Origin of the sequence: Serratia sp. CY47444 (assembly GCF_052168635.1) — a bacterium.
GTDB lineage: Bacteria > Pseudomonadota > Gammaproteobacteria > Enterobacterales > Enterobacteriaceae > Serratia > Serratia bockelmannii.
Genome location: NZ_JBJNMH010000004.1, coordinates 219,798 through 238,953 on the forward strand (window position 1 = coordinate 219,798; position 19,156 = coordinate 238,953).

12 protein-coding genes are annotated in these 19,156 nt (G+C 63.4%); 5 read left to right on the plus strand and 7 right to left on the minus strand.

From position 1 onward, the window contains the following. The first annotated feature begins 32 nt into the window (after positions 1-32). The gene (locus ACJ8IL_RS09230) at positions 33-4,859 is read left to right on the plus strand and encodes a hemagglutinin repeat-containing protein (RefSeq protein WP_442516509.1); all 4,827 of its coding nucleotides are present in this window, start codon (positions 33-35) and stop codon (positions 4,857-4,859) included. A gap of 47 nt (positions 4,860-4,906) precedes the next feature. Here the strand turns inward: ACJ8IL_RS09230 and ACJ8IL_RS09235 are convergent, their stop codons facing one another. The 6 genes from ACJ8IL_RS09235 to ACJ8IL_RS09260 all read right to left on the minus strand — a co-directional run bounded on the left by ACJ8IL_RS09235 (position 4,907) and on the right by ACJ8IL_RS09260 (position 11,288). Beyond that, positions 4,907-6,556: a Na/Pi cotransporter family protein gene (locus tag ACJ8IL_RS09235; protein WP_016930295.1), complete on the minus strand. Its 1,650-nt coding sequence runs from the start codon at positions 6,554-6,556 to the stop codon at positions 4,907-4,909. 207 nt (positions 6,557-6,763) lie between these two features. Further along, the gene (locus ACJ8IL_RS09240) at positions 6,764-7,756 is read right to left on the minus strand and encodes an ABC transporter ATP-binding protein (protein ID WP_043139634.1); all 993 of its coding nucleotides are present in this window, start codon (positions 7,754-7,756) and stop codon (positions 6,764-6,766) included. A 4-nt stretch (positions 7,757-7,760) separates the two neighbouring features. Continuing rightward, positions 7,761-8,546: an ABC transporter permease gene (locus ACJ8IL_RS09245; RefSeq protein ID WP_025304475.1), complete on the minus strand. Its 786-nt coding sequence runs from the start codon at positions 8,544-8,546 to the stop codon at positions 7,761-7,763. A 17-nt stretch (positions 8,547-8,563) separates the two neighbouring features. Then, complete coding sequence (locus ACJ8IL_RS09250) at positions 8,564-9,409, minus strand: ABC transporter permease (protein WP_016930298.1); 846 nt, start codon at positions 9,407-9,409, stop codon at positions 8,564-8,566. Further along, entirely contained in the window at positions 9,406-10,215 is an 810-nt protein-coding gene (locus ACJ8IL_RS09255) for an alkaline phosphatase family protein (RefSeq protein ID WP_043139627.1), read from the minus strand. The genes ACJ8IL_RS09250 and ACJ8IL_RS09255 overlap by 4 nt, the downstream gene beginning before the upstream one ends. A gap of 11 nt (positions 10,216-10,226) precedes the next feature. Next, the gene (locus ACJ8IL_RS09260) at positions 10,227-11,288 is read right to left on the minus strand and encodes an ABC transporter substrate-binding protein (RefSeq protein WP_197780915.1); all 1,062 of its coding nucleotides are present in this window, start codon (positions 11,286-11,288) and stop codon (positions 10,227-10,229) included. A 193-nt stretch (positions 11,289-11,481) separates the two neighbouring features. Here ACJ8IL_RS09260 and ACJ8IL_RS09265 point away from each other — a divergent pair, with 193 nt between their 5' ends. Beyond that, a complete protein-coding gene (locus ACJ8IL_RS09265) occupies positions 11,482-12,192 on the plus strand; it encodes a UTRA domain-containing protein (protein WP_042785476.1) in 711 nt (236 codons plus the stop codon). A gap of 38 nt (positions 12,193-12,230) precedes the next feature. Here ACJ8IL_RS09265 and metH read toward each other — a convergent pair whose 3' ends face one another. Beyond that, positions 12,231-15,926, minus strand: a complete 3,696-nt coding sequence (gene metH, locus ACJ8IL_RS09270; RefSeq protein ID WP_197780917.1) for a methionine synthase — start codon at positions 15,924-15,926, stop codon at positions 12,231-12,233. Positions 15,927-16,122: 196 nt separating this feature from the next. Here metH and iclR point away from each other — a divergent pair, with 196 nt between their 5' ends. From iclR to gntU, 3 genes are all read left to right on the plus strand, one after another. Then, positions 16,123-16,953, plus strand: coding sequence for a glyoxylate bypass operon transcriptional repressor IclR (gene iclR, locus ACJ8IL_RS09275; protein ID WP_004936648.1), 831 nt, complete (start codon positions 16,123-16,125; stop codon positions 16,951-16,953). Between the two features lie 252 nt (positions 16,954-17,205). Further along, a complete protein-coding gene (gene gntK / locus ACJ8IL_RS09280; RefSeq protein ID WP_197780919.1) occupies positions 17,206-17,745 on the plus strand; it encodes a gluconokinase in 540 nt (179 codons plus the stop codon). Beyond that, positions 17,742-19,079: a gluconate transporter gene (gntU, locus tag ACJ8IL_RS09285; RefSeq protein WP_025304479.1), complete on the plus strand. Its 1,338-nt coding sequence runs from the start codon at positions 17,742-17,744 to the stop codon at positions 19,077-19,079. The genes gntK and gntU overlap by 4 nt, the downstream gene beginning before the upstream one ends. The last annotated feature ends 77 nt before the right edge of the window (positions 19,080-19,156 follow it).

A 19,156-nucleotide genomic window follows, 5' to 3' on the forward strand; every position in this document is an offset into this window, starting at 1 on the left:
AGGACCCCACGGCAATATACGGAGATACATGGATGAAAAATAATAACTTCAGACTTTCGGCGGCAGGCAAACTGGCCGCCGCGCTGGCGATAATTCTCGCCGCTTCCGCCGGCGCCTACGCCGGAGAGATCGTCGCGGCCAACGGCGCCAACGGCCCCGGCGTTTCCACCGCCGCGACCGGCGCCCAGGTGGTCGACATCGTCGCACCGAATGGCAGCGGGCTGTCGCATAACCAATACCAGGACTTCAACGTCAACCAACCCGGCGCGGTGCTGAACAACTCCCGCGAGGCGGGGCTGTCGCAGCTGGCCGGGCAACTGGGTGCCAACCCGAATCTGGGCGGACGCGAAGCCAGTGTGATCCTCAATGAAGTGATCGGCCGCAACCCGTCGCTGCTGCACGGCCAGCAAGAGATCTTCGGCATGGCGGCCGACTACGTGCTGGCCAACCCGAACGGCATCAGCTGCCAGGGCTGCGGGTTCATCAACACCAGCCGCTCCTCGCTGGTGGTCGGCAACCCGCTGGTGGAAAACGGCCTGTTGCAGGGCTACAGCACCCTGGGCAACCGCAATACCCTGAGCCTCAGCGGCATCCTGAACGCCAGCGGCGTGCTGGATCTGATCGCACCGAAGATAGACAGCCGCGGCGACGTGATCGTACAAGACTTCACCCACCGCAACGGCAAAGTGACGCCGGCGGCGATCAACGCCATCAGCGGCCTTAACCGCGTGGCGCGCGACGGCAAGGTGCTGGCCAGCGAACAGCCGACGACCGCGCTGGACAGCTACTACCTCGGCAGCATGCAGGCCGGGCGCATCAACATCATCAACACCGCGCAAGGCAGCGGCGTGAAGCTGGCCGGCACGCTGGCTGCCGGCGACGAACTCAAGGTGAAAGCCTACGATATTCGCAGCGAAAGCCGCATTGAAGATGCCAGCAGCAACAAAAACGGCGGCGATAACTATCAAAATTACCGTGGCGGCATCTACGTCAACGATCGCAGCAGCAGCCAGAAGCTGACCCGCACCGAGCTGAAAGGCAAGAACATCAGCCTGGTGGCGGATAACCACGCGCACCTCACCGCCACCGATATTCGCGGCGAAGACATCACCCTGCAGGGCGGCAAGCTGACGCTCGACGGCCAGCAGTTGAAGCAAACTCAAGGTCACACCGACGACCGCTGGTTCTATTCCTGGCAATACGACGTCACCCGCGAACGCGAGCAACTGCAGCAGGCGGGCAGCACCGTCGCCGCCAGCGGCAACGCCAAACTCGTCAGTACTCGGGAAGACGTGACGCTGCTGGGTGCCAACGTCAGCGCCGACCGGGCGTTGAGCGTCAAAGCAGCGCGCGATGTGCACCTCGCCGGGCTGGTGGAGAAAGATAAGTCCAGCGAACGCGGCTATCAGCGCAACCACACCTCCAGCCTGCGCACCGGCAGTTGGAGCAGCAGCGACGAAAGCGAAAGCCTGAAGGCCAGTGAACTGCGCAGCCAGGGCGAACTGACGGTGAAAGCTGGCCGCAATGTCTCGACTCAGGGTGCCAAGGTCCACGCCCAGCGCGATCTGACGATCGACGCAGATAACCAAATCCAGGTCGGGGTGCAGAAAACCGCCAACGCCAAAGCGGTGCGCGATGACAAAACCTCCTGGGGCGGCATCGGCGGCGGCGACAACAAGAACAACAGCAATCGCCGCGAAGTCAGCCACGCTTCCGAATTGACCAGCGGCGGCACCCTGCGCCTGAACGGTCAGCAAGGCGTCACCATTACCGGCAGCAAGGCGCGCGGCCAGAAAGGCGGCGAAGTCACCGCCACCCACGGCGGCCTGCGCATCGACAACGCGCTGAGCACCACCGTGGACAAAATCGACGCGCGTACCGGCACCGCCTTCAACATCACCAGCAGTTCGCACAAGGCCGATAACAGTTATCAGAGCAGCACCGCCAGCGAGCTGAAGTCCGACACCAACCTGAAGCTGGTCAGCCGTAAGGATACCGACGTGATCGGCAGCCAGGTCGCCAGCGGCGGCGAGCTGAGCGTCACCTCGCAGACCGGCAACATCAACGTCAAGGCCGCCGAGCAGCAGCAGAACATCGACGAGCAGAAAACTGCGCTCACCGTCAACGGCTACGCCAAAGAAGCCGGCGACAAGCAATACCGCGCCGGTTTACGCATCGAACACACCCGCGACAGCGAGAAAACCACCCGCACCGAGAACCGCGGCGCCACCCTCAGCGGCGGCAGCGTGAAACTCGACGCGGATAAGGACGTGACCTTCAGCGGATCCAAATTGGTCGCCGACAAAGGCGACGCCAGCGTCAGCGGCAATAAGGTTTCGTTCCTGGCGGCGGACGACAAAACCACCTCGAATACCGAGCAGACCAAGGTCGGCGGTGGTTTCTACTACACCGGCGGCATCGACAAGCTCGGCAGCGGTGTGGAGGCCGGCTACGAGAACAGCAAAACACAGGCGCAGAGCAGCAAGGCCGTCACCTCCGGCAGCGACGTCAAAGGCAACCTGACTGTCAACGCCCGTGACAAGCTGACCCAGCAAGGTGCGCAGCACAGCGTCGGCGGCACCTATCAAGAAAACGCCGCGGACGTCGATCACCTGGCCGCTGCCGACACCACCAGCAGCACCACCACCAAAACCGACGTCGGCGTGAACATCGGTGCCAACGTCGATTACAGCGCCGTGACCCGTCCGGTCGAGCGTGCGGTCGGCAAGGCGGCCAAGCTGGACGCCACGGGCGTCATCAACGACATCGGCGGCATCGGCGCGCCTAACGTCGGCCTGGATATCGGCGCACAGGGCGGCAGCAGCGAAAAACGCAGCAGCAGCTCGCAGGCGGTCGTCAGCTCGGTGAAAGCCGGCAGCATCGACATCAACGCCAAAGGCAAAGTGCGCGATCAGGGCACGCAATATCAAGCCAACAAAGGCGCGGTCACGCTGACGGCGGACAGCCACCGCAGCGAAGCTGCGACAAATCGTCAGGAAGAGCAGAGCCGCGATACCCGCGGCAGCGCCGGCGTGCGCGTCTACACCTCCACCGGCAGCGATCTGACCGTGGACGCCAAGGGCGAAGGCGGCACCCAGCGCAGCAACAGCAGCGCCAGCCAGGCGGTGACCGGCTCGATCGACGCGGCCAACGGCATCAACGTCAACGTGAAAAAAGACGCGGTCTATCAGGGCACCGCGCTGAACGGCGGCAGCGGTAAAACCGCCGTCAACGCCGGCGGCGATATCCGCCTTGATCAGGCCAGCGACAAGCAGAGCGAAAGCCACAGCGGCTTTAACGTCAAAGCCTCCGCCAAGGGCGGTTTCACCGCCGACAGTAAAAACTTCGGCGCCGGGTTCGGCGGCGGCACCCACAACGGCGAAAGCAGCAGCAGCACCGCGCAGGTCGGCAACGTCAGTGGCCAACAGGGCGTTGAGCTGAAGGCGGGCCGCGATCTGACGCTGCAGGGCACCAACGTCAAGAGCCAGGGCGACGTCAGCCTGAGCGCGGGTAACAAGGTCGCACTGCAGGCGGCGGAATCGACCCAAACGCGTAAGGAAAGCAAGCTGTCCGGCAATATCGATCTGGGCGCCGGCAGCAGCGACAGCAAGGAAAAAACCGGCGGCAACCTCTCCGTCGGCGGCGCCTTCGACATCGCCAAGGTGAATGAGTCCGCGACCGAGCGCCAGGGCGCCACTATCGCCTCAGACGGCAAAGTCACCCTGTCCGCCAACGGCAAAGGCGATGACGCGCTGCATCTGCAGGGCGCCAAGGTCAGCGGCGGCAGCGCCGCGCTCGAGGCGAAAAACGGCGGTATCCTGCTGGAGTCCGCCAAGAACGAGCAGCACAAGGACAACTGGAGCCTGGGCATCAAAGCCAACGCCAAAGGCGGCCAAACCTTCAACAAGGACGCCGGCGGCAAGGTCGACCCGAACACTGGCAAAGATACCCACACGCTGGGCGCCGGTCTGAAGGTCGGCGTGGAACAGCAGGATAAAACCATCCACGCCAACACCGGCATCACCGCGGGCGACGTGGCGATCAACAGCGGCAAAGACACCCGTCTCGCCGGCGCGCGTGTCGATGCCGACAGCGTACAAGGCAAGGTGGGCGGCAATCTGCACGTTGAAAGCCGCAAAGACGTTGAGAACGGTGTGAAGGTCGATGTGGATGCCGGCCTGAGCCACAGCAACGATCCGGGCAGCAGCATCACCTCCAAGCTGTCGAAGGTCGGCACACCGCGTTACGCCGGTAAGGTGAAAGAGAAACTGGAGGCCGGAGTGAACAAAGTGGCCGACGCCACCACCGACAAGTACAACAGCGTGGCGCGTCGCCTCGATCCGCAGCAGGACACCACCGGCGCGGTCAGCTTCAGCAAGGCCGACGGCAAAGTCACGCTGCCGGCAACGCCGACCGGCGAAAAACCGCAAGGCCCGCTGTGGGATCGCGGCGCACGCACCGTCGGCGGCGCGGTGAAAGACAGCATCACCGGGCCGGCCGGTCGCCAGGGGCACCTCAAGGTCAATGCCGACGTGGTGAACAACAACGCGGTCGGCGAGCAATCGGCGATCGCCGGTAAGAACGGCGTGGCGCTGCAGGTCGGCGGCCAAACCCAACTGACCGGCGGCGAGATCCGCAGCCAGCAAGGCAAGGTGGAACTGGGCGGTAGCCAGGTCAGCCAGCAGGACGTCAACGGCCAACGCTATCAGGGCGGCGGCCGCGTCGATGCGGCGGCCACGGTTGGCGGCCTGGCCGCCGGTGCGGCGAAACAGGGCGTTGACGGCAACGTGCCGTTCGTCAGCGGCCATGCCTCAACAAAACAGGCGGATGCCAAAGCCGGCGTGTTCAGCGGCAAATAACGCGCCTTTCCTGCACAACGCCCCCGGTTAAAACCGGGGGCGTTTTTTTACAGCGTGCTCGGGGTGTCTTCCCAGTCGCGATCGTCGTCCTTGGCATCCTGGTCCAACACGTTGTAAGCCACCGCGCAGAACAGCGAGTTCAGGCGCTTCATGTCCCCCAACAATCCCAAATGCAACGAACTGGTCTCGATGCTCTGCACGTTTTGCTGGTGCAAACGATCGACGTGCGCGTGCGCGTAGCGGCGATCCAGAATGCGGAAGCGGTGCTTGGAACGGCGCAGGCGTTTGGCGCTGGTGACGTCGCCGGACAGGAACACCGACAGCCCCAGGCGCAGGTTGCCGATCAGCCGTTCGTGCAGCCCGTCCAGCTCCGCCAACCCTTCCGCCGAGAAGGCGCGGCGCGCGGCGTGCGACTTGGCGCCCACGTCGCCGGCCATGCGCTCGATGATGTCGCCCGCCTGTTCCAGGTTGAGCGCCATTTCGATGATCTCCGCCCAGCGGCGCGAGTCTTCCTCGCCCAGATCTTCCTTCTGGATCTGCGCCAGATACAGCTTGATGGCGGTGTACAGCACGTCGACGTCATCGTCGAGGCGCCGCACCTCTTTATCAACCCCCTGCTTACCGTGCAGCACTTCACGTTGCAGGATCATCATGTGTTCCACCACGTCGCCCATGCGCAGCGTTTCACGCGCCGCATTGGCCAGCGCCAGCGTCGGCGTGTCCAGCGCGCTGGCGTCCAGATGGCGCGGTCGCATGCGCGGATCGTCGGCCGCTTCGTCGACAATCAACCGCTCGCACAGCGTCGCCATCGGCCCGGCCAGTGGGATCATCACCAGGCAGCGGATCAGGTTGTAGAACACATGGAAATAGATCACCAGCTCTTCGCTGCCGCCCGGCAGCTGAGCCATCAAATCCGCCAGATAGGAGACGAACGGCAGCACCAGTATGCAGCCCACCAGCTTGAACAGCAGGCTGCCGAGCGCTACGCGCCGCCCGGCGGCGTTCTGCCCGCTGGCGTTGATCATCGCCAGCAGGCCGCTGCCGAGGTTGGCGCCGATCACCAGACAGAGCGCCACCTTCAGCGAAATCACGCCGGTGGCGGTCAGGGTGGCGGTCAGCAGCACCGCCGCCAGGCTGGAATAGCTGACGATGGCGAACAGCGCGCCGGTCAGGGCGTCCAGCATCACGTCGCCGGTCAGCGACGAGAACAGCACTTTCACCCCGGCCGCCTGGGTGATCGGCGTGGCGGCGGCGACGATCAGCTCCAGCGCCAGCACGATCAGCCCAAGGCCGATCAGGACGCGTCCGATCTGGCCGATCCGCATTTGCTTGCGGCTGAGGAACAGGAAGACGCCGACCAGGATCAGCAGCGGCGACAGCCAGGAAAGATCGAAGGTCAGCACGCGCGCCATCAGCGCGGTGCCGACGTCGGCGCCCAGCATGATCACCAGCGCAGGCGCCAGCCCCACCAGCCCCTGCGCGACGAAAGAGGTCACCAGCAGCGCGGTGGCGTTGCTGCTTTGCACCAGCGCGGTCACGCCGATGCCGGAAACGAACGCCAGCGGTTTTTTCTCAACGCTGTCGCTCAACACGCGCCGCAGATTGGCGCCGTAAACCCGCATGATCCCGGTGCGCACGATGTGGGTGCCCCACACCAACAGCGCCACGGACGAAAGCAGGTGAAGAAGGGTCAGCACGGAAGATACGCTCCATTAACGCCCGGCCAAAGGAGGCTGATACCCGATGCTTGTCACGCGACGCAGAGAGGCGAGCCAAAGGATGACGGGTACAGTGCGCGGTCCCGCCTGCCGGGCGTGGGTCTGGCAGGACAGCGGGCGGGCGGCAGACCGCAGAAGAGAAGGGTTAATGCGGCGGCGGGAAGGCCCCGGCGCCGCGCTGCGAAGTCATGCAACTTCCCGCAATACAACAGGTTCCAAGTGTAGCCCAATTTCCGCGCCGTCGGGCCGCAGGTCGGCCACCGAACGGTTGAGCACGTCAACCAGCAATTCTATCTCGCAAACCTGAATCCGATACCGTACCACATTCCCGAGCAAACTGTGACCCAGGATCACCCCACCGATCCCCTGCCCGGCCGGTAACAGGCCGATGGACTCAGGGCGGATCGCCACCTTGCCGGCATAGCTGCGCCCGGTCAGTTGGGCGGCCTGTTCGGCGGTCAACAGGTTATAGTTGCCGATAAATCCGGCGGCGAAGGCGTCCGCCGGCTGGGTATACAGGGTTTCCGCGTCGCCGCTCTGCACGATCTGCCCCTTGTTCATCAGCACGATGCGATCCGACAGGGTCAGCGCCTCTTCCTGATCGTGGGTGACGAAGATCGCCGTCAGGTTCAGCTCGCGCTGAATGCGCCGGATCTGCTCGCGCAGGTGTTTGCGAATACGCGCATCCAGCGCCGACAGCGGTTCGTCGAGCAGCAGCAGACGCGGGCGAGTGACCAGCGATCGCGCCAGCGCCACGCGCTGACACTGGCCGCCCGACAGCTGATGCGGATAGCGCTTTGCCAGATCGCTCAGCTCCACCAGCGCCAGTACCTCCTGCACCCGCTGGCCGATCTGCCCGGCCGCCAGCTTCTGCATTTTCAGGCCGAATGCCACGTTGCCTTCCACCGTCATATTGGGGAACAGCGCATAACTTTGGAACACCATGCCGATGCCGCGCTTTTGCGGCGCCAGCGGTACCAGATCCTGGCCCTGCAATAAAATTTGCCCGCTGTCGACCGGGGTCAGGCCGGCCAGGCAGCGCAGCAGCGTCGATTTGCCGCAGCCGCTCGGCCCCAGCAGGGTGACGAACTCCCCCTCTTCGGCGGTGAAATCGATATCCTGAAACACCTGGGTCTGGCCATAGTGTTTGTTCAGGCGGGTGACGTTGAGATAAGCCATCGGGTTAGCCCTTGTTTTTATTCAGCAGGTTCGCCAGCCAGGTGACGAGCAGCACCACGGCGAAATAGGAGATGACCAGCGCGCTGGTGAAATGCCCGCTGCCGTTGCGCATATTAAACAGGTAGACCTGCAGCGTTTCATACTGGCTGCCCACCAACAGGTTGGCGAACACGAACTCACCGATCAGGAACGAGAATGACAGTAACACGGCGATCGTTCCGCCCTTGCGCAGGTTCGGCAGCACCACCCACAGCGCCGCCTGCCAGGTACTGGCGCCGAGCAGGTGGGCGGCGTCCATCAGATCGCGCAGGTTGATCGCCTGCATGTTGTTGCTGATGGCGCGGTAGATAAACGGCAGCGCGATGGTGAAATAGCAGCCGACTAAAATCCAGGGGGTGCCGAGCAGCGGCAGCGGATCGGCGGCGAACAGCTGCATCAGCCCCACCGCCGACACCACCGGCGGCACGGCGAACGGCAGCAGGATCAGCACGTTCATCACCGCGTCTAGCTTGGGAAAATAGTAAGCAATCACAAACATCGCCGGCAGGATCACCACCACCGACAGCAGCAGCGTGCCGAAGCAGATCAGCAGCGAATGCCACAGCGCCTGCAAAAAGCGCGGGTCGCTCCACAGCGCCGTCAGCCACTTCAGGGTAAAACCGTCCGGTAAAATGGTGGCGCCCCACTGGGTGGCCAGCGCATAAATCAGCGTCGCCGCCAGCGGCAGCAGCAGGATCAGCAGCAGCAGGCCGGTCACCGTGCGATGATAGAGGCGTTCAGCACGCGACATGAGCATTCTCCATCCGATTATGAGCGCGCATTGAGGTAGCTCCTGCGCAGCATCCATTGGTGGATTACCGTGATAAACGCCATCATCACCACCAGCAGCATCGCCAGCGCGCTGGCCAGGTTCGGATCGAGGGAGATGTCCCCCGCCACCAACGCCGAGATGCGGATCGGGATCACGTTGAAGTTGCCGGTGGTCAGCGCGTACACCGTGGCGTAGGCGCCCAGCGCGTTGGCCAGCAGGATGACGAAGGTGCCCATCAGCGCCGGCGCCAGCACCGGCAGGCCGATATGCCGCCAGTAGCGCCAGGGGCCGGCGCCGAGCAGCGCCGCCGACTCACGCCAATCGGCGCGCAGCGCATCGAACGCCGGATACAGCAACAGCACGCCCAACGGGATCTGGAAGTAGGTATACAGCACGATCAGGCCGCTCTTCGAATAGAGGTTGAAGCTCTCCATCAAACCGTATTTGCGCAGCAGCAGCGTCAGGCAGCCGTTCAACCCCAACAGAATGACGAAGGCGAACGCCAGCGGCACCCCGGCGAAGTTGCTGGTCATGTTGGTGAACGACATCACGAAGTCATGAAAGCGGGTCTGGCCGAGCTGGCGAAGTGAGTAACTGCCCACTAATGCAATCAGCAAGCCGTAGACGCTCGACCACAGCGAGATCTCCAGCGAGAACTGAAAGGCCTGCAGGTAGAACGGCGACGTGAGGATATCGACATAGTTGCCCCATCCCCAGCCGCTGCTCTCGCTGAAAAAGCTGTGAACCGCGATCCACACCAGCGGGGCGATCTGAAACGCGCCGAACAGCACGATAAACGGCAGCAGGCACAGTGCGGCGATCCATTTGGTTTTGCTGTTCATCGCGCATCCTGCGCCAGCAGCGCCCGGCAGCGCGGCTTGTCATGCGCCGCCTGCAGCAGATCGCAGATCGTGCCGCACAGCTCGGTTTGCTGCGGATCGGCGTCGTCCAGGCTGAAGCCCGCGCCGAACACGAACAGCGGCACCTGGCGCTCTTCCGGCAACACCCCGCCGTGGCTGCGATCGTCGTTCATGCCGTGGTCGGCAGTGACCAGCACCTGATAACCGGCCGCCAGCCACTCGGGCAGGTAGCGCGACAGCGAGCCGTCGGCGCGCCGCGCCGCGTTGCGGTACTGCGGCGAAGAGAGGCCGAAGCGGTGCCCGGCGTCGTCGATGTTCATCGGGTGGATCAGCAGGAAATCCGGCTGATGACGCTGGCGCAGGCTTTCGGCGTCGTCGAACAGATGGCTGTCGGGATAGCCGTCGTCGTAATAGAAATGGCCGTGCTGAATCGGCAGCTCGGGAGCGTCGGTGTGGCGGTCGCGCGCGGCGTCGAACGGCGTGCGGTTATACAATTCGCTGAACCAATGATACGCGGCGGCGGCGGTGGTCAGCCCGGCGGCGCGCGCGTAATGAAACACGCTTTGTTGATGAGAAAGGCGCGAGACGTGGTTGTGCACCACGCCGCTCTCCACCGGCGTGACGCCGGTGAGGATGCATTCATACAGCGGCCGGGAGAGCGAGGGCAACTCGCTCTCCAGCAGGTACAACCGCCCGCGTCCCGCCGCACATTCGGCCTGCAGATACCCCATGGCGTCATGCGCCACCCGGTAGTTGAGGCCGTCCAGCAGCACGAGGATCGTTTTCATGGTGCGTTAACTCACTGCTGCATAAACATAATGACGTTTTCCTGCCACAGGCGCGGCAGCGCTTTGGCGCTCTGTTCCCAGGCCGCCGGATCGGCGATCGGGTGCGCATTCTTGTACTGCTCGGCCGGCAGCAGCTTGGCCTTGACGTCGTCCGGCAGCGTCAGATGTTCGGCGCGGATCGGGCGGGCATAGCCGCGCGCCAGGTTGATCTGGCCGGCGTCGGAGAAGATGTATTCGCGCGCCAGCTTGGCGGCGTTCGGGTGCTTGGCGTATTTATTGATGATGGTGGTGTAGCCGGAGGTGATCGAGCCGTCCGACGGGATCAGCACTTCAAAACGGGTTTTGTCGATCTGATCGCGGTAGTTCAGGCCGTTGAAGTCCCACACCACGCCAACCTGCACTTCCCCTTTCTCCAGTGATGCGATCACCGGGTTACTCAGGCTCAGGCGGCCGGCCTTGGCCAGCTTGCCGAAGAATTCCAGGCCCGGCTTGAGGTTTTTCTCGTTGCCGCCCATGGCGTAGGTGGCGGCCAGCACGCCGCTGGCCGCCTGCGACGCGGTGCCGACGTCGCCGATGGTGACCTGATAGCTGCCCTTGAGCAGCTCGGCCCAGCTGTGCGGGATGTCTTTCACCTGCTGTTTATTGATGATAAAGGCGATGGTGCCGGTGTAAGCCAGCGCCCAGTGCCCGTCTTTGTCTTTCGCCCAGTCAGGCACCTGATCCCAGGTAGAGGGTTTGTAGGGCTGCGTTACGCCCTTCTGCACCGCCACCGGGCCGAAGGCCGCGCCGACGTCACCGATGTCCGCCGTAGCGTTGTTCTTTTCCGCATCGAATTTGGCGATCTCCTGTGCGGAGCTCATGTCGGTATCGACATGCTTCAGGCCGTATTTGCTCAACAGATCTTGCCAGGTGCCTTTCCAGTTGGCCCAGCTGTCCGGCATGCCGACGCTGTTGACTTCGCCTTCTTTTTTAGCGGCCTGCTCCAGCGCCGCCAGATCGGTATCCGCGGCCCAGCTCATCTGGCTGGATAACACGATGGCACTGGTTAACACAGAAGCGCACAAACGTTTCATAACTGATGCTCCAGGTGGTAGTGTGGGGATGGCTGGACTAGTCCAGCAAGAACCAAACCAATCTAACGGACGAATGTGATAATTATATGTCAGCTTAAAAAAGCGACAGTTTTATCACCCATTGCAACGGCGAAAACGCGACGCTGGTCTACCTTAAGGAAGGCCAAACGCACTGAAACGGGACACCCGCTGTATGAGTGAAGCACCGACGACCGTCGCCACCATCTGCCAAACGCTGAGCGCCCGCATCACCGCCGGCGAGTTCGCCGTGGACGGCAAGCTGCCCTCCGAACGCGCCCTGAGCGAGCAATTCGCCACCACCCGCATTACCTTGCAGGAGGCGCTCGGCCAGTTGGAGGCGCAGGGCGTCATCTACCGCCAGGTGCGGCGCGGCTGGTTCATCTCGCCGCCACGTTTGATCTACAACCCGCTGCAGCGCAGCCATTTTCACGCCATGGCGCAGCAGCAGGGGCGCGCCGCCCATACCGAAGCGATCGACAGCGCGGTCGTCACGCTCGACGCGCCGCTGGCCGGCCGTCTGGCGCTGCCTCCCGGCGCGCAGGCCTATCGCATTCGCCGGCTGCGCTACATCGACGGACGTGCGGTGCTGTACTGCGAGCACTACCTCAATCCGGCCTATTTCCCCGGCATTCTGGACGAAGACCTGACCCAGTCGCTGACCGCGCTGTACGCCGCGCGCTACGGCATTCACTACGGGCGGGTGCGTTTCGACATGCTGCCCACCCTGCTGCCGCAGCAGGCCGCCGCCATGCTGAAGGTGACCTACGGCAGCCCGGCGCTGTTCATTACGCGGGTGAATCGCGATCAGCACGACAGAGTGATCGATTGCGACCTGGAATATTGGCGGTACGACGCGCTGCACATCGACGTGGAAGCGCTGTAAATGACAAGGGCGCATCGCTGCGCCCTTGAAGAGGAAAGTCAGTCGGCGTCGTAGCCGAGGTTTGGCGCCAGCCAGCGCTCGACCTCGCTCACGCTCATCCCTTTACGCGCCGCGTAGTCTTCCACCTGATCGCGCTGGATCTGCGCCACCGCGAAGTACTTGCTCTCAGGATGGCTGAAGTACCAGCCGGATACCGCCGCTCCCGGCCACATAGCGAAGGACTCCGTCAGTTCCATGCCGGTGTGGCGGTTGACGTCCAGCAGTTGCCAGATGGTCGCTTTTTCGGTGTGCTCCGGGCAGGCCGGGTAGCCCGGCGCCGGCCGGATGCCCTGATAGTTCTCGCGGATCAGTTCCTCGTTGCTCAGGCTCTCGTCGGCGGCATAGCCCCAGTGCAACTTGCGCACCTGCTCATGCAGGTATTCGGCGAAGGCCTCCGCCAAACGATCCGCCAACGCCTTGACCATGATTTTGTTGTAATCGTCGTGCTGCGCGTCGTACGCCGCCGCCAGCGCGTCTTCCTCCAGCCCGCCGGTCACCGCGAAGGCGCCGAAGTAGTCGGCCTTGCCGCTGCTTTTCGGCGCCACGAAGTCCGCCAGGCAGTAGTTCGGGAAGTCGGTTTTTTCCGTCTGCTGACGCAGATGGCGGCTCACCGCCAGCACCTCGCCGCGCCGTTCGTCGCGGTACACTTCCACATCGTCGCCGACGCGGTTGGCCGGGAACAGGCCGTAAACGCCACGCGGGTTGAGGCTGCGCTCGGCGGCCAGCCGATCCAGCATCTGATTGGCGTCGTGGAACAGGCGCTTGGCCTCTTCCCCCACCACCTCATCCTCCAGGATGCGCGGGTATTTGCCCGCCAGCGACCAGGTCATGAAGAACGGCGTCCAGTCGATGTAGTGGCGCAGCGTCTCGATGCCGGCCGCCACCGGAAACACGCCGAGCTGCCGCGGCGCCGGCGGCTGATAATCGGCCCAGTCCAGCGCCATGGCGTTGGCGCGCGCCTTCTGCAAATCGACCGGCGGCGTGCGCGGCTTTTTGCGCGCGTGCTGAATGCGCACCGTTTCATACTCTTTGCGGGTGCGCGCCACAAACTCGTCGCGCTGGGTGGCGGACAGCAGCGCCGACACCACGCCCACGGTGCGCGAGGCGTTTTGTACGTAGGTGGTCGGGCCGCTGTAGTTCTGCTCGATTTTCACCGCGGTGTGCGCCTTGGAGGTGGTTGCGCCGCCGATCAGCAACGGCAGCGTAAAGCCCTGGCGCTCCATCTCTTTGGCCACGTTGACCATCTCGTCGAGCGACGGCGTGATCAGCCCCGACAGGCCGATGATGTCCACGTTTTCCTCGCGCGCGGTGCGCAGGATTTTCTCCGTCGGCACCATCACGCCAAGATCGACGATTTCATAGTTGTTGCACTGCAGCACCACGCCGACGATGTTCTTGCCGATGTCGTGCACGTCGCCTTTCACCGTCGCCAACAGGATTTTCCCCGCGGAGGTGCCCTGCTGCTTGCTGGCCTCGATGTACGGTTCCAGGTAGGCCACCGCCTGCTTCATCACGCGGGCGGATTTCACCACCTGCGGCAGGAACATCTTGCCCTCGCCGAACAGATCGCCGACCACGTTCATCCCGGCCATCAGCGGCCCTTCGATCACTTCGATCGGGCGTTCGGCCTGCTGCCGCGCTTCTTCGGTGTCCAATTCGATAAACTCGGTGATGCCCTTCACCAGCGAGTATTCCAGCCGCTTCTCCACCGGCCAGCCGCGCCATTCCGCCTGCTGCACCGCCGCTTCGCCGTCTTTGCTGCCGCGGTACTTTTCCGCCAGTTCCAGCAGGCGTTCGGTGCCATCCTCGCGACGGTTGAGGATCACGTCTTCTACCGCCTCGCGCAGCTCAGTAGGCAGATCGTCGTAAATCGCCAACTGCCCGGCGTTGACGATGCCCATGTCCATGCCGTTGCGAATGGCGTGATACAGGAACACCGCATGGATCGCTTCACGCACCGGATCGTTGCCGCGGAACGAGAACGACACGTTGGACACCCCGCCGGAGATCATCGCGTGCGGCAGGTGGGTTTTAATGTCGGCGCAGGCTTCGATAAAGTCGACGGCGTAGTTGTTGTGCTCTTCGATGCCGGTGGCGACGGCGAAGATGTTCGGGTCGAAAATGATGTCTTCCGGCGGGAAACCGACGCGTTCGGTCAAAATTTTATAGGCGCGGCGACAGATCTCGAACTTGCGCTCGCGGGTGTCCGCCTGGCCCACTTCGTCGAACGCCATCACCACCACCGCGGCGCCGTAGCGGCGCACCAGCCTGGCGTGGTGGATAAAGGCCTCTTCGCCCTCCTTCATCGAGATCGAGTTGACGATGCCCTTGCCCTGAATGCACTTCAGGCCTTTCTCGATAACGGACCACTTGGAGGAGTCGATCATGATCGGCACCCGGGCGATATCCGGCTCGCCGGCGATCAGGTTGAGGAAGCGCACCATCGCCGCTTCGGCGTCGAGCATCCCCTCGTCCATGTTGATGTCGATGATCTGCGCGCCGCTCTCGACCTGCTGACGCGCCACGTCGAGCGCCTCGTTGTATTTCTCTTCTTTGATCAGGCGCTTGAAGCGCGCCGAACCGGTGACGTTGGTGCGCTCGCCGACGTTGACGAACAGAGTGTTGGCGTCGATGGTCAGCGGCTCCAGACCGGCCAGGCGGCAGGCGACCGGGAGCTCCGGCAGCCGGCGCGGCGGCACGCCCTCGACCGCCTTGGCCATCGCGGCGATATGTTCCGGCGTGGTACCGCAGCATCCGCCGATGATATTGAGAAAGCCGGCCTGCGCCCACTCCCCGACCTGGCGCGCCATCTCGGCCGCATCCAGATCGTATTCGCCGAAGGCGTTCGGCAAACCGGCGTTCGGGTGCGCGGTGACGTAGGTCTCCGAGATGCGCGCCAGCTCGGCGACGTACTGGCGCAGCTCGTCCGGGCCCAGGGCGCAGTTCAGGCCGAAGGTCAGCGGCTTGACGTGGCGCAGCGAATTGTAAAACGCTTCGGTGGTCTGGCCGGACAGGGTGCGGCCGGAGGCGTCGGTGATGGTGCCGGAAATCATGATCGGCAGTTCCACCCCCAGCGCTTCGAATTCGGTTTCCACCGCAAAAGCGGCGGCCTTGGCGTTCAGGGTGTCGAAGATGGTTTCGATCATGATCAGATCGACGCCGCCTTCCACCAGCGCGCGAGTCGATTCGCGGTAAGCCGCCACCAGTTCATCGAACGAGATGTTGCGGAACGCCGGATCGTTGACGTTCGGCGAGATGGACGCAGTGCGGTTGGTCGGCCCCAACACCCCGGCGACGTAGCGCGGTTTTTCCGGCGTGCGCGCCGTCCATTCGTCGGCGCAGGCGCGCGCCAGACAGGCGGCCTGATAGTTAATCTCGGCGGACAGCGACTCCATGTGGTAGTCGGCCATGGCGATGGAGGTGGAGTTGAAGGTATTGGTCTCAAGGATATCGGCGCCCGCCTCAAGATAGGCGTAATGAATGGCGGTGATCACTTCCGGCTTGGTCAGCACCAGCAGATCGTTATTGCCTTTCAGATCGCTGCGCCAGTCGGCGAAACGCTCACCGCGAAAATCGCGCTCGTCCAGGCGATAGCTCTGGATCATGGTGCCCATGCCGCCGTCCAACACTAAAATGCGCTGCGCTAACTGACGGCGCAGTTGTTCTACTCGATTCGTCACTGTAACCCCTTCCATTGCCATCCAGCCCATTGCTCAACTGCCGCAAAAACCAACGAGTCATCCTAGCACAGCTTGTAAGGACAAAGGGCCAGGCGACAATTGAGAGTTTTTCAGGTTGTGCGTCAACACCTCCGATGAGCTGACGGCGGCTTGCAATTCATCGACAAAAAACGAAAATGAATTCCATCATACGGAAAAAGGAATCTCACCCATGGCCACCCCTGCTCCCGCCAAGCGCGGCAAGAAGCCCCGCGCAGCAGCCCCCGCCGCCAGTGCGGCGACCGGTCAGGTACAATCGTTGACCCGTGGCCTGAAACTGTTGGAATACATTTCGGAAGCCCAGGGCAACGTGGCGCTGACCGATCTGGCCCAGCAGGCCGGCCTGCCGAATTCCACCACTCACCGCCTGCTCACCACCATGCAGCAGCAGGGATTCGTGCGCCAGGTCGGCGATCTCGGCCTGTGGACCATCGGCTCGCACGCCTTTGTGGTCGGCAGCAGCTTCCTGCAAAGCCGCAACCTGCTGGCGATGGTGCATCCGACGCTGCGCCGCCTGATGGAGGAGTCCGGCGAAACCGTCAACCTGGCGGTGCTGGATACCAGCGAGTACCAGGCGATCATCATCGATCAGGTGCAGTGCACGGCGCTGATGCGCATGTCGGCGCCGATCGGCGGCAAACTGCCGATGCACGCCTCCGGCGCCGGCAAAGCGTTCCTCGCCACCCTGCCGGACGATCAGGTGACCAAACTGCTGCACAAGAAAGGCATGCACACCTACACGCCGCATACCCTGACGCCACACAACCTGAAAGAGGGGCTGGCGCAGATCCGCAAACAGGGTTTCTCCTTTGACGACGAAGAGCACGCGCTCGGCCTGCGCTGCGTGGCGGCCTGCATCTTCGACGAGCACCGCGAAGCCTTCGCCGCCATTTCCATCTCCGGCCCGGTGTCGCGCATCACCGACGATCGCGTGATCGAGCTGGGCGCGCTGGTGATCCACGCGGCGAAAGAGATCAGCCTGGCCTACGGCGGCGTGCGCTGATCCAGCCCATCCGAGGGGCGCCCCAGCGCGCCCCTGCTCCCCTGCCATGCTCTGTTGTCAGCATGTAACAGGCTGTCGGCATCCTGTTTAGCACACAGGCAAAAAGCTTGAAGCCGATCACAGTTAACGATCCTCACGGCGAAAGCCCATTGCAACCGCTCAAACTTCCTTCGACAATGTTACCGATAACATGTTACCGGTAACAATCAGATTGAACGAAGGTAACGTCACCCGGTGTTTTGGAGCCAAACCATGACCAACAATCAAAATCGCATTTACGTCGTTATGGGCGTTTCCGGCAGCGGCAAGTCCGTCGTCGCCGCCGCCGCGGCCCGCCAACTCTCCGCCGGCTTCCTCGACGGCGACTTCCTGCACCCGCGCAGCAACATCCTGAAGATGGCCGCCGGCGAGGCGTTGAACGACGACGATCGCGCGCCGTGGCTGGCCGCGCTCAACGACGCCGCCTTCGCCATGCAGCGCACCAACAACGTGTCGATCATCGTCTGTTCGGCGTTGAAAAAGCAGTATCGCGACCGCCTGCGCGCCGGCAACGGCAACCTGTCATTCATCTATCTGCACGGTGAGTTCCCGGTGATCGAATCCCGCCTGGCGGCGCGCAACGGCCACTTCTTCAAGCCGCAGATGCTGGTCACCCAGTTCGCCGCGCTGGAGCAACCGGGCGCCGACGAGAACGACGTGATGGCGATCGACATCAATCAGCCGCTGGACGCGGTGATCGCCGATACCGTGCGCCATATCCAGAGCTTCCTGCCGCAGGACGTGTGCGCGTGAGTACCGTAACGCTGGTCGGTACCGCAGTCGGCTCGGTTTTACTGCTGTTATTCCTGGTGATGAAGGCACGCATGCACGCCTTCGTCGCGCTGATGCTGGTGTCCATCGCCGCCGGCATTTTCTCCGGCATGCCGCTGGAACACATCGCCGACACCATGCAAAAAGGCATGGGCGACACGCTGGGCTTCCTGGCGATCGTGGTAGCGCTCGGGGCGATGTTCGGCAAGATCCTGCATGAGGTCGGCGCGCTCGATCAAATTGCGGCGCAATTGCTGAAACGATTCGGACAAAGCAAGGCGCACTACGCGCTCGGCATCGCCGGCCTGATCTGCGCGCTGCCGCTGTTCTTCGACGTGGCGGTGGTGCTGCTGATCGGCATCGTGTTCGCCGTGGCGCGCCGCACCGACGGCAATATCGTCAAACTGGCCATCCCGCTGTTCGCCGGTGTGGCCGCTGCCGCCTCCTTCCTGCTGCCGGGGCCGGTGCCGATGCTGCTGGCATCGCAGATGAAGGCCGATTTCGGCTGGATGATCGCCATCGGCCTGGTGGCGGCAGTGATCGGCATGCTAATCGCCGGCCCGCTGTACGGCAGCTTTATCAGCCGCTTCGTCAACTGGCCGATGCCGCCGGAAGAGAATGAGCCGACGCTGACCAAGGGCAATCTGCCGTCGTTCGGCTTCAGCCTGGCGCTGGTGCTGTGCCCGCTGGTACTGGTCGGCATGAAGACTATCGGCGCGCGGCTGGTCACTCCCGGCTCGCAGCTGCAGCAGTGGCTGGAGTTTATCGGCCACCCGTTCACCGCCATCCTGCTGGCCTGCCTGATCGTGATTTACGGTCTGGCGAAACCGCGCGGCATGAGCAACGAACAGACCCTGGCCATCTGCTCCGCCGCCGTGCAGCCGGCCGGGATCATCCTGCTGATGACCGGCGCCGGCGGGGTGTTCAAGCAGATCCTGGTGGATTCCGGTGTAGGGCCGGCGCTGGGTGACGCCATGATCGGCGCCGGCCTGCCCATCGCCGTGGCCGCTTTTGCGCTGTCCGCCATGGTGCGGGTGATCCAGGGCTCGGCCACCGTCGCCTGCCTGACCACCGTCGGCCTGGTGCTGCCGGTCACCAGCCAGCTCGGGCTGAACGGCGGGCAGTTGGCCGCGCTGGCCATCTGCATCGCCGGCGGCTCCATCGTGCTGAGCCACGTCAACGATGCCGGTTTCTGGCTGTTCGGCAAATTCACCGGCGCCAACGAACTGCAAACGCTGAAAACCTGGACGGTGATGGAAACCATTCTGGGCAGCGTCGGCGGCGCCATCGGCATGATTGCATTCACGATGTTTTAAATCCTGAATCGCTCCCGGCCTTGCACACCAGGGCTGCAAATCACCCCCGGGGGCACCGCCACAGGCGGCGACTATAA